This window comes from Streptomyces sp. NPDC001868 (assembly GCF_040297125.1).
In the GTDB taxonomy this organism is placed as follows: domain Bacteria; phylum Actinomycetota; class Actinomycetes; order Streptomycetales; family Streptomycetaceae; genus Streptomyces.
Genome location: NZ_JBEOYO010000069.1, coordinates 33,322 through 44,391 on the forward strand (window position 1 = coordinate 33,322; position 11,070 = coordinate 44,391).

9 protein-coding genes are annotated in these 11,070 nt (G+C 71.2%); 6 read left to right on the top strand and 3 right to left on the bottom strand.

Annotation, left to right across the window (positions count from 1 at the left end; all coding sequences use genetic code 11):
• Positions 1 to 62 precede the first annotated feature (62 nt).
• Positions 63 to 2,375 carry a serine/threonine-protein kinase gene (locus ABT147_RS42060; RefSeq protein ID WP_351416641.1) on the bottom strand — a complete coding sequence of 771 codons (2,313 nt, stop codon included), beginning with the start codon at positions 2,373 to 2,375 and terminating at the stop codon, positions 63 to 65.
• A 196-nt stretch (positions 2,376 to 2,571) separates the two neighbouring features.
• Between ABT147_RS42060 and ABT147_RS42065 the strand changes: the two genes are divergently transcribed.
• The 3 genes from ABT147_RS42065 (at position 2,572) to ABT147_RS42075 (ending at position 4,776) form a co-directional block, all read left to right on the top strand.
• Positions 2,572 to 2,901 (top strand): SH3 domain-containing protein, encoded by a 330-nt coding sequence (locus ABT147_RS42065; RefSeq protein WP_351416643.1) that lies wholly within the window; start codon positions 2,572 to 2,574, stop codon positions 2,899 to 2,901.
• Positions 2,902 to 3,264: 363 nt separating this feature from the next.
• Positions 3,265 to 3,780, top strand: a complete 516-nt coding sequence (locus ABT147_RS42070) for an EamA/RhaT family transporter (RefSeq protein ID WP_351416668.1) — start codon at positions 3,265 to 3,267, stop codon at positions 3,778 to 3,780.
• Between the two features lie 207 nt (positions 3,781 to 3,987).
• Positions 3,988 to 4,776 carry a class I SAM-dependent methyltransferase gene (locus ABT147_RS42075; protein WP_351416645.1) on the top strand — a complete coding sequence of 263 codons (789 nt, stop codon included), beginning with the start codon at positions 3,988 to 3,990 and terminating at the stop codon, positions 4,774 to 4,776.
• Here the strand turns inward: ABT147_RS42075 and ABT147_RS42080 are convergent.
• Positions 4,740 to 6,305, bottom strand: a complete 1,566-nt coding sequence (locus ABT147_RS42080; RefSeq protein WP_351416647.1) for a SulP family inorganic anion transporter — start codon at positions 6,303 to 6,305, stop codon at positions 4,740 to 4,742. The genes ABT147_RS42075 and ABT147_RS42080 overlap by 37 nt on opposite strands.
• Before the next feature lie 565 nt (positions 6,306 to 6,870).
• Here ABT147_RS42080 and ABT147_RS42085 point away from each other — a divergent pair.
• The 3 genes from ABT147_RS42085 to proC all read left to right on the top strand — a co-directional run bounded on the left by ABT147_RS42085 (position 6,871) and on the right by proC (position 9,519).
• Positions 6,871 to 7,722 (top strand): ABC transporter ATP-binding protein, encoded by an 852-nt coding sequence (locus ABT147_RS42085; protein WP_351416649.1) that lies wholly within the window; start codon positions 6,871 to 6,873, stop codon positions 7,720 to 7,722.
• Positions 7,719 to 8,546 (top strand): ABC transporter permease, encoded by an 828-nt coding sequence (locus ABT147_RS42090; RefSeq protein WP_351416652.1) that lies wholly within the window; start codon positions 7,719 to 7,721, stop codon positions 8,544 to 8,546. The genes ABT147_RS42085 and ABT147_RS42090 overlap by 4 nt, the downstream gene beginning before the upstream one ends.
• 163 nt (positions 8,547 to 8,709) lie before the next feature.
• On the top strand, positions 8,710 to 9,519 hold the full coding sequence (gene proC / locus ABT147_RS42095; protein ID WP_351416654.1) for a pyrroline-5-carboxylate reductase: 810 nt from the start codon (positions 8,710 to 8,712) through the stop codon (positions 9,517 to 9,519).
• 47 nt (positions 9,520 to 9,566) lie between these two features.
• On the opposite strand, the gene trpS is transcribed toward proC, so the two are convergent.
• On the bottom strand, positions 9,567 to 10,562 hold the full coding sequence (gene trpS / locus ABT147_RS42100; RefSeq protein WP_351416657.1) for a tryptophan--tRNA ligase: 996 nt from the start codon (positions 10,560 to 10,562) through the stop codon (positions 9,567 to 9,569).
• Between the last annotated feature and the right edge of the window lie 508 nt (positions 10,563 to 11,070).

An 11,070-nucleotide genomic window follows, 5' to 3' on the forward strand; every position in this document is an offset into this window, starting at 1 on the left:
TCAGTCGTGCGGTGCTGCGCGGTGCGGTCGGCCGATCGCGTGCCGTGGTCGCGCGCGCCATGTCACCAGCTCGCCGGATCGCTCCCGTCCAGCCCGAGCACGGTCCCGTCGAGCGCGCCCGCGCAGACGCGGCCGTCGATGACCACGGGCTCGGGCAGTGAGGCGGTGATCACGTCCGAGTCCCCGAGCCGCGACGGCGTGTCCCCGCTGATCCGGCCCTTCCGTACGTCCACCGCGAGCAGCCGCCCGTCGGACGAGGTGAAGTACACATGCCGGTCGTCGGCCACCGGCGCCGAACTCCGTGCGACCCCCGTCTCGGTCCGCCACAACTGCTTGCGGGCCGCCATGTCGACGGCCGCGAGCGAACCCCCCGAGCTGCTCGTCAGGTACACGACCTCACCCCGCACGACCGCGCGGGCCTGTTCGAGCCGCACGGGCAGCGCGACCCGGACCGTCTTCCCGCTCTCGGGGTCGTACCGGACCACGCCGACCGTGTCGGGATAGGTGCCGCCGATCTCGGCGAGGTAGAGGGCGCCGCCCTGGGCCCCCACCGGCTTCAGCTGCCCGTCGAGCCGGGCGTCCCACCGCACGTCGCCCGTGTCCGGGTCCACCGCGGTGATCCGCGTCCGCGCCCCCGCGCCCTGGCCCGTGACGCTCGCCACGTACGCCGACCGGTCGCCGTCGAACGCCGTGAAATACGCCTCCGGCTGCCCCGGGATCCGACGGCTCCACTTCGTGTCACCGGTGGCACTGTCCAGGCCCGTCACCGTCCCGTCGGCGGCGGTCAGCAGCAGCATGCCGCCCACATACCGCCTGCCGCTGTACGACGAGACGTCCCGCTCCCACCGCACCTCGCCGGTGTCCGCGTCGAGCGCCTGCACCCGCCGGTTCTGGTCCGTCAGCACGTGCACCAGCCCGCCCGACTCGACGGGCGGATCACCCGCGCCGATCGCACCCACCCCGTCGACGGTGTGCCGCCACAGCACCTTGCCGTCCGCCGGATCCAGCGCGGAGACCAGCCCCGGCTGCAGACACAACAGCTTCCCCGCCCCGTACGAGCACTGCGGCGCGCTCTTGTTCTTCGCCGCCGGCTTCGTCGCCCAGGCTTCAAGGGCAGGCGCGGCGGCCGCGGCACCACTGGCCCGCGGCGTGGCCGTACCCCCGTCCCCCGACGCACCGTCGCCCCCGAGCGCCCGCACCGAGGCGAACCCACCCCCGGCGACGAGCACCAACGAGGCGGCGACCAGCACGGCCCGCTTCCCGGCCCGGCCGCCGTACCGGCCCGCACGCTCGGTGTCACTCCGCCCGCCGGCGCCGGCGCCGGCGCCCGTGCCCGTGCCTGTGTCCTGGCCCGCTCCCGTGCCGCCGCCCGCTTCTGTACCCGCACCCGTATCCGTATTCGGACCCGCACCCGTACTCGCACCGGGGCTCTTGCCCCCGCCCGTGTCCTCGCCCGTGCCCTTGTCGGAGGCTCGGCCGGCGGAGACCGCCCACCCCGCTCTCTCCCCCTCCCGCTGGGTCGGTATGAAGCTCTGGGTGTCGTACGAGGCGGCCACGGACCGGAGTTCGCGCATCAGCTCGTCCGCCGTGGGCCGGTCCTCGGGCTCCTTGGCGAGGCAGGCGCGGACGAGCGGCGCGAGGTTCTCGGGTACGGCGGTGAGGTCCGGCTCGTCGTGGACGACCTGGTAGGCGACGACGTAGGGGCTGTCGGAGTCGAAGGGCCCGCGCCCGGTGGCCGCGTGTACGGTCACCGAGCCGAGGGCGAAGATGTCGGCGGCGGGCCCGACCTCCCGGGGCCGCCGGAACTGCTCGGGCGCCATGAACGGCGGCGTGCCGATCAACTTCCCTGTCTCGGTGCGCAGTTCACTGTCCTTCGGCCGGGAGATACCGAAGTCGATGACCTTGGGCCCGTCCTCGGCGAGGAGGACGTTGCTGGGCTTGAGATCCCGGTGCACCACACCGGCGCGATGGATGTCGCGCAGGGCCTCCGCGAGCCCGGCCATGAGCCGCCGCAACTGCCCCGGGGGCATGGGCCCGTTCCGCTTGACGTACTCGGCGAGGGTCGGGCCGGGGATGAAAAGGGTGGCCATCCAGGGCCGGGGGCTGTCGGTGTCGGCGTCGACGACCGGCGCGGTGAAGGCACCGCTGACCTGCCGGGCGGCCGCGACCTCCTGCCGGAACCGTCCTCTGAACTCGGGGTCCTTGGCGAACTCGGCGTGCACGACCTTCACCGCGAGCCGTAGCCCCGAGGTCGAGGTGGCGAGATGGACGACGCCCATGCCACCGGAACCCAGACACGACTCCAGACGGTACTGACCGGCGTACTCGGGAAGTTCCGCTTCCGCTCCCGACCCGGTGCCCCGATACGGTGCCATGGGTCCACCCCCGTGCTGTTTCGGCCGCTCGCGCGACGCTCGGAGCCTAGTCGATGACACGTACGGGACAGAGGCGGCTTGCTGGCCTCCACGTGCGAAAAACGCACAGGTGTGTGTGTCCTGATTCAGGGGTATCAAAGGGTCCCCATGGCTTGCGTGGGGACTAAACGGGGTTTCAAACGGGGGGAGTTCAGCCATGTCTGTCGACCATGTCGAAGAGATCGCGGGGGACGGCGAGGGGGACCAGATCGCCACCGCGGCGGCGGTCACGGCAGCCGTCCGCTACTACTCGGTCGCGCCGGGCATCCGCCTCAACGTCCGCAGCGGCCCGAGCACCAGCTACGGCGTCGTCCGCGTCCTCCCCGAGGGCGCCCGAGTGCCGATCTACTGCCAGACCCCGGGCCAGACCATCTCCGGCCCTTACGGCACCACCAACGTCTGGGACAACATCGACGACGGCCAGTACATCTCCGACGCCTACGTCTACACCGGCAGCGACGGCTACGTGGCCGGCCGCTGCGGCTGACCCGAGCGACGCGCCGCGGTACCGCACGGGTACCGCGGCGAGGGAGACGGAAGCCACCGCCTTAGTCCCGTACGTCGGGCGTCGGGCGTCGGCGTAGGGTCACGCCGCGAGGCCGCCTGACGTCGTCGCGTTGGGCGGCACCGCGAGAGGCCGCCGGGGGTGCCGCCAGGTCTCGCCGGAGACTGTCTGACGTCGCCCTGATGTCGCCGCCGGACCCCCGGTGCCGCCGCGAAGCCGCTCCCGCGCCGGAGCCATAATCGACCCGTGAGCGACGAACCGAAGAACACCCAGCCCGACCAGGGGCGGGGTCAAGGGCAGGACCAGGGGCGGGGGCAGAAGCCGCAAGCACCGCAGGAGCCCCAGGTGCACCAAGCGCCCCAAACGTCACCGCCATCCCAGGCACCCCAGGTGACCCCCACGGGCCCTCAGCCCGAACCCATCCGCTTCTTCGGGACGACCTGGCTGAACCACGACGGCAGTTACACGACACGCCGCGCGGCCGTCACCGCCGGCTCGCTCGCCGCCCTGGTCGCCTCCTGCCTGCTGCTGCGCCTGGCCTACGAGGGCCTGCAACTGGCCGCGGTGGGCGGTTTCGTCAGCATCCTGGTCGTCGTCATGTTCGCCGTCTGCAGCGCCCTGGCCTTCGGCCACACATGGGGTGCCTACACCAAACGCCCCGACCCGGCCCGCCAGTCCTCCCTGCGAGGCCTGCTGACCATCGGCTTCCTGGGCTCCCTGGCCGCCTACTTCCTCCGCTCCCTGAAGGAAGCCCCGGGCGAGTCCCTCCACCGCGAGGAATACACCACGGCCCGCCACCAGTACGACCGCCGCACAGCCAAGCGCACAAGAAACCCAGCGAAGCGGCGCCCCCGCCCCTAGCCTTCGAGCCGGATCGCAGGGGCGCAGCCCCTGCCCTCAAGGGGCGCGGGGAACGGCGCGAGAACCCCCACTCACCCGCAGACGAACGACCCACCCCTCCCTCCCAGGGGGTCAAAGGGGCGCAGCCCCTTGAGGATGGGACGGGTAGGGGCGGCGGGGGCGAACAAACCCCTCCCCACCGACCCCCCACCCAGCCACCATGGCCCCATGACCACTTCACACCCGGACCCCTCCCACACCACCCGAGCCCACTCCTTCAACACCGCCGCAGCCCAGTACGCCGCAAACCGCCCCTCCTACCCACCCACCCTCTTCGACACCATCGAAGCCTTAGCCCCCCACCCCCTCCCCGGCGCACGCACCGTCGACGTAGGCGCCGGCACCGGCATATCCACCACACTCCTCCACACCCGCGGCGCCCACGTCCTCGCCGTGGAACCCGGCGCAGGCATGGCCACCCAGTTCCGCCGCACCCACCCCCACATCCCCCTGATCCGCGGCGACGGCAACGCCCTCCCCCTGGCCACCGCCTCCACCGACTTCCTGACCTACGCCCAGTCCTGGCACTGGACCGACCCCACCCGCTCGGTCCCGGAGGCCCTCCGGGTACTCCGCCCCGGCGGCGCACTGGCCCTCTGGTGGAACACCGACGCCGTCGACGTCCCCTGGATCGCCGACGCCATCACCCGCATCCACCACTTCCTCGGCGTCGACCCCCACACCCCGATCGAGAAGAGCGCCTCCGGCGCCTCCGCCGCGCTCACCGACACCGCAGGCCACCTGGACTTCACCCGCCGCCAGATCCGCTGGAGCCGCAAGGTCTCCCTCGACACCCACCTGGCCAACATCGCCAGCCACTCCGCGTTCCTGGTCCTCGGCGAAGACGCCACCACCGAGTTCCTCACCGAGGAACGAGCCCACCTCCGCAAGCTCTTCCCCACCGAAACCATCGAAGAGACCTACGACGTAGACCTACTACTGGCCATCCGCCCCTGAGCCGCCCGCCCCTGAGTCGCCCCCTCCGGAGCCGCCCCCTCCGGAGGTGCCCCCTCCTGATCCAGCCCCTCTGGAGCCACCCCCTCCTGTCTCCCGCCCCGCCCCTCCCGCTCGTCCTCCCGCCCCACAACCACCCTCGCCCCTGCCTCCCAGGCCTCCAAAGCCACCGCACAGGCATGGTCCACATGCCACAGCCCGCTCAACTCCAGCCGCACACCCCGCTCCCGAGGCACCTTCTCCAACGCGTCCAGCAACTTCGGCAACCGCAAGAACGTGGCGTTCCCGCACACCCGCACCACAACCCCCGCGTCCCCCAGGTCCTCGACCTCCACCCGCACGTGGCTGATGTCCCACGCCGACTTGGCCACGGCCAGCGCGAGCCCCACCAACACGCCCTCGAACAGATCCCAGGCCACGATCGCCAGCGCCGTCACCCCCAGCACCACCGCCTCCCCGCGATCCCGCCCCCGCCACAGCACCCCCAACTCCCGTACGGGGACGAGCCCGCACCCCGCGTGCACCAGCAGCCCGGCCAGCGCCGCGACGGGAATCGCACCGAGCACCCAGGGCAGCAGGGCGGCGAACCCCAGCAGCCACACCCCGTACAGCACCGGCGAGACCTTGGTCCGTCCTCCGGCCCGCCTTCCCCCGCAGAAGGCACCCCCGGCCGCGCCCCGCCCGAACACCGCCGTCATGGGCAGTGCCCCGAGCGCCCCGCACACCACGTTCCCGGCCCCCTGGGCGACCAGCTCCCGGTCGTAGTCGATCCTCGGTCCGTTCCGCAGCCGGTCCACGGCCGTCGCACCGCACAACGACTGGGCGGAAGCGATCAGCGCGAAGGCGAGAACGGTCCCGACCACCCCCGCCTCCGTGAGCTCCCCCAGGTCATCGACCGACGGCACCCGCACGGCCTCCACCAGCCCCCGCACCTCGACCCGCCGCACCCCCAGGTCGAACACCCCGGTCACCAGAGCCGCACCCCCCACGGCCACCAAGGGCGCCGGCACCCAACGTGCCCCCCACCGCCACCGAGGCCACACCACCAGGACGACGACGGTGGCACCCCCGATCGCGAGCGCCACCGGATCGACGGCGCCGGGCAACGCCCCCAGCCCCGAAAGCTTCCCGATCCCCCCACCATCGGGCGCCGTCACATCCCCCATGGCGTACACCTGCCCCGCCACCAGCACCAGCCCGATCCCGGCGAGCATCCCCTGCACCACGGCCACCGACACGGCCCGGAACCACCGCCCCAGCCGCAACGCCCCCAACCCCAGCTGCACCACTCCGGCCCCGACCACCAGCACCCCCAGCGCCGATAACCCGTACGCCCGCACGGCCTCGTACACCAACACGGTCAGCCCCGCCGCCGGCCCGCTCACCCGCAGACGGCTCCCCGGCAGGAACCCGACCACCAGCCCACCGACGATCCCGGTGACCAGCCCCAGCTCCGCCGGCACCCCCGAGGCCACCGCGACCCCGACACACAGAGGCAGCGCCGCCAGGAACACCACGACCGAGGCAGCCAACTCCCCCCGCCACACAGCGGCCCCCGGCCCTCGAAGGAGGGAGCGAGATCGAGTTCGACATGGTTCTGAGCCATTACGCACGAGAGACAGACCTCCGGCAGTCGACGTTCAACAGGAGTGCCCGACGGAAGATGCGCGGTCCCGGAGAGGCGCGGTCCCGGGCCAGGGGACGAACCCGACGGTGATCACGAGAACTCACAACGGGGAGACCGCACACATCACCCGGGCGACATAGCGCGGCCCAAGACCTTTCGAGTGACCACGCTCCGCAACCAATTGTCACCCAAAGCGAGCAACCGCCACACCCCCTCCCGGTGATCACCGCCCGCAGCAGAAGCGCACACCCCCGGAATCCCCACCTCCGATCACCCCACCGAGCGCCCGCGCCCCTTCACGCTCCGCCCCCGCTCTTTCGCACTCCACTCCCGCCCTTCACGCGCCCCTCGCGCCTCCCCGCACCGAACCCAAGACACCGCCCCGCGCCGAACCCGCAACGCGGAACCGCACCGAACCCGCGCGGCCCCCCTCCCTTGACGTCCCACCCACCCTGCGCAATATTCATCACATGATGAATTATTCTCCGAGCGGGTCCCCACCCCAACCCCCCACCCCCGTGGCCGCCACGCCGCTCCCCGCCGTCCACGCCCAGGACCTCACCGTCACCCGAGGCCCCCGCACGGTCCTCCGCGACCTGGGCTTCGCCGTCCCCCAGGGCCAGATCACCGGTCTCCTCGGCCCCTCCGGCTGCGGAAAATCCACCCTGATGCGAGCGATCGTCGGAACCCAGGCCAAGGTCACCGGCACCCTGAACGTCCTCGGCCACCCCGCAGGCGACGCGAGCCTCCGCTCCCGCATCGGCTACGTGACCCAGGCCCCCTCCGTCTACGACGACCTGACGGTCCGCCAGAACCTCGCCTACTTCGCCGCGATCCTCGACCCCGGCCGCGCCGCAGCCGACCGCCGCCACGAGAACGTCACCCGGGCCATCGCCGACGTCGACCTCACCACCCACGCCGACGCCCTCGCCGGCAACCTCTCCGGCGGCCAGCGCAGCCGCGTCTCCCTGGCCGTGGCCCTCCTCGGCACCCCCGAACTCCTGGTCCTCGACGAACCCACCGTCGGCCTGGACCCCGTCCTCCGCCGCGAACTCTGGACCCTCTTCCACACCATCGCCGCCGAGCGCAGGGCCACCCTCCTCATCTCCTCCCATGTCATGGACGAGGCCGAGCGCTGCCACCGCCTCCTCCTCATGCGCGCGGGCGAGATCCTCGCCGACGACACCCCCGAGGCCCTCCGCACCAGCACCCACTCGGACACCGTCGAAGCCGCCTTCCTCCGCCTGGTCGACGAAGCCACCGCGACCACGACCGCAGCCCCGACCGGAGCCGACGCACACCAGAAGGAGCCGGCGCGATGACCACCACGAACACCGACGCGAAGACGAACACGAACACGACCGCGCCCGCTGCCCGCACCGCCCCCACGGCCGCCCGCCCCAGGGCACTCAACTACTCCCGTACGACCGCCACAGCCGCCCGAGTCCTCCGCCAACTCGGCCACGACCCCCGCACGATCGCCCTGCTGCTCCTCATCCCGTGCGTGATGCTGTTCCTGCTGCGCTATGTCTTCGACGGCAACCCACGCGTCTTCGACTCCATCGGCGCCTCACTCCTCGGCATCTTCCCGCTGATCACGATGTTCCTGGTGACCTCGATCGCGACCCTGCGCGAGCGCACCTCCGGCACCCTGGAACGCCTGCTCTCCATGCCCCTCGGCAAGGGGGACCTCATCGCCGGCTACGCCCTGGCCTTCGGCACCCTGGCGATCATCCAGTCCGCCCTCGCCACGGGTCTGGCCGTCTGGTTCCTCGACCTGGATGTCACCGGCTCCCCCTGGCTCCTGCTGATCGTCGCCCTCCTCGACGCCCTGCTGGGCACCGCCCTCGGCCTCTTCGTCTCGGCCTTCGCCTCCTCCGAGTACCAGGCCGTCCAGTTCATGCCGGCCGTGATCTTCCCCCAGCTCCTCCTCTGCGGTCTGTTCACCCCGCGCCCCGACATGCACCCCGCCCTGGAAGCCATCTCCAACGTCCTCCCCATGTCCTACGCGGTCGACGGCATGAACGAGGTCCTCCTCCACACCGATATGACCGCCGACTTCGTACGCGACATCGCGGTCGTCGCCGGCTGCGCCCTCCTGGTCCTGACCCTGGGAGCGGCCACCCTGAGGCGCCGGACCACATAACGCCCACCGGACAGCCACCCACCTGGCACCCGCCCCCCCGGGCGCCCGTCCCCCTCCGATACCCGTCCACCGGACGTCCCGCCCACCGGACACGCCAGCCGAACCCCCACCCCCGGTGCGAGGATGACCCCAGGACGACGCACCCCCCGGAGGCACCCGCACCATGAGCCAGAAAGTCGCAGTCCTCGGCACCGGCAAGATCGGCGAGGCCCTGCTCAGCGGCATGATCCGAGCCGGCTGGGAGCCCGCGGACCTCCTGGTCACCGCCCGCCGCCCCGAACGCGCCGAAGAGCTCCGCACCCGTTACGGCGTCACCCCGGTCACCAACGCCGAGGCCGCGAAGACCGCCGACACGCTCATCCTCACGGTCAAGCCTCAGGACATGGCCACCCTCCTCGACGAACTCGCCCCGCACACCCCCGCCGACCGCCTGGTCGTCAGCGGCGCGGCGGGCATCCCCACCTCCTTCTTCGAGGAGCGCCTGGCCGCAGGCACCCCCGTCGTCCGTGTCATGACGAACACCCCCGCCCTCGTCGACGAGGCCATGTCCGTCATCTCCGCCGGCAGCCACGCGAGCGAGGCCGACCTCGCGCACGCCGAGGAGATCTTCGGCGCCGTCGGCAAGACACTCCGCGTCCCCGAGTCCCAGCAGGACGCCTGCACCGCCCTCTCCGGCTCCGGCCCGGCGTACTTCTTCTACCTGGTCGAAGCCATGACCGACGCGGGCATCCTCCTCGGCCTGCCCCGGGACAAGGCCCACGACCTGATCGTCCAGTCCGCCATCGGCGCGGCCACGATGCTCCGCGACAGCGGCGAACACCCCGTCAAGCTCCGCGAGAACGTCACCTCGCCCGCCGGCACGACGATCAGCGCCATCCGCGAACTTGAGAACCACGGAGTACGCGCCGCACTGATCGCCGCACTGGAGGCCGCCCGCGACCGCAGCCGCGCCCTGGCGTCAGGCAACAGCTGACGCCGCTAGGACACCGCTACTGACGCCGTTACCGACGCAGCTCGCGGTCAGCCGGCCAGCAGGCCGATTGCCCGATACGCCTCATCCACCCTCGGCCGAGCCATCCGTCTGGCCTTCTCCGCACCCAACCGCAGCACCCCCTCCACATACGCAGGATCCGCGCACAACTCCTTGTGCCTCTCCTGTACGGGCCTGAGGAGCTCGACCACGGCCTCTGCGGTGTCCTTCTTCAGTGCTCCGTACGATTCATATACACCGCTCAGGTCCTCGGGGTTCCCACCCTCACACGCCGCGAGGATCTCCAGCAGATTCGCGAGCCCCGGCCGCTCGTCCCGGTCGTAGACGACGTCCCGCCCGCTGTCGGTCACGGCCCGCATGACCTTCTTCCGCACCACATCCGGTTCGTCCAGCAGATAGACGATCCCCGGCCCGACGTCGTCCGTCTTCCCCATCTTCGAAGTCGGCTCCTGCAGGTTCATCACCCGGGCCCCGACCTTCGCAGAGGTGGCCCGAGGCACCACGAACGTGTGCCCGTACCGCTGGTTGAACCGCACCGCCAGATCCCGGGTCAGCTCCACATGCTGCGTCTGGTCGTCCCCCACCGGAACCTCGTCGGTCCCGTAGGCCAGGATGTCCGCCGCCATCAGCACGGGATACGTCAGCAGCGACAGCCGGACGCTCCCACCCCGCTCCCGCTCCCGCGCCGCCTTCTCCTTGTACTGGATCATCCGCCGCATCTCGCCGTCCGTGGCCACGCACTCCAGCAGGTACGACAACCGCGCGTGCTCATCCACATGACTCTGTACGAAGAGCGTGCACAGCTCCGGATCGAGCCCCGACGCCAGCAACAGGCTCGCCGCCTGCCGAGTGAGCCTGCGCACCCGCGCGGGATCGTGGTCCACGGTCAGCGCGTGCAGATCCACGACGCAGAACAACGCATCGGTCCGGTGCTGGTCGACCTCGGCCCACCGGCGCACGGCTCCCAGGTAGTTCCCCAGCGTCAGATGCCCGGTCGGCTTGACCCCGCTGAAGACCCGTGTCATCTCTCCACCTCCTGATCAGAGCCGCCGCCACCGGCCGGCCGACCCTCAGGAGGGAGAAACGAGAACGGCCGCCGAGGCGGCGGCCGTTGTGTACATACGTGAGTACGGCCGCCTTCAGGCGGCCCACCACTGCTGGTGACACGTACGCGTAGTCATGGGGGTCAGGCTACGACTCCAGGGGGTCGGCCGACAGCGAGTTGACACACCCCGAGCCCGTACGTAGTGTTCTCCGGGTTGTCCGACGTGAGCGCCGACTCCGGTCGGTCCCCGGACAGCCATTCCGCAGGTAACCACCAACAATCGACGACCTGTCGTCGTGCCCTTGGCATGTGTATTTGCGAATGAGGAATCCGCGTTCGAAAGGACACGGCCCCCGATTAGCTCGGGAGCCGGGAATCCGCTAAAGTCTCACTCGTCGGAACGGCCCAACAGCCGCAAAGACAAGCCCCGCTGACTGGGAATCAGGCCCGAAAGGATCTGATAGAGTCGGAACCGCCGGAAAGGGAAA

Coding starts and splice junctions, on each gene's coding strand:
- ABT147_RS42060 (WP_351416641.1), bottom strand. CDS start 2,375: ATGGCACCGTATCGGGGCACCGGGTCGGGAGCGGAAGCGGAACTTCCC.
- ABT147_RS42065 (WP_351416643.1), top strand. CDS start 2,572: ATGTCTGTCGACCATGTCGAAGAGATCGCGGGGGACGGCGAGGGGGAC.
- ABT147_RS42075 (WP_351416645.1), top strand. CDS start 3,988: ATGACCACTTCACACCCGGACCCCTCCCACACCACCCGAGCCCACTCC.
- ABT147_RS42085 (WP_351416649.1), top strand. CDS start 6,871: ATGATGAATTATTCTCCGAGCGGGTCCCCACCCCAACCCCCCACCCCC.
- ABT147_RS42090 (WP_351416652.1), top strand. CDS start 7,719: ATGACCACCACGAACACCGACGCGAAGACGAACACGAACACGACCGCG.
- proC (WP_351416654.1), top strand. CDS start 8,710: ATGAGCCAGAAAGTCGCAGTCCTCGGCACCGGCAAGATCGGCGAGGCC.
- trpS (WP_351416657.1), bottom strand. CDS start 10,562: ATGACACGGGTCTTCAGCGGGGTCAAGCCGACCGGGCATCTGACGCTG.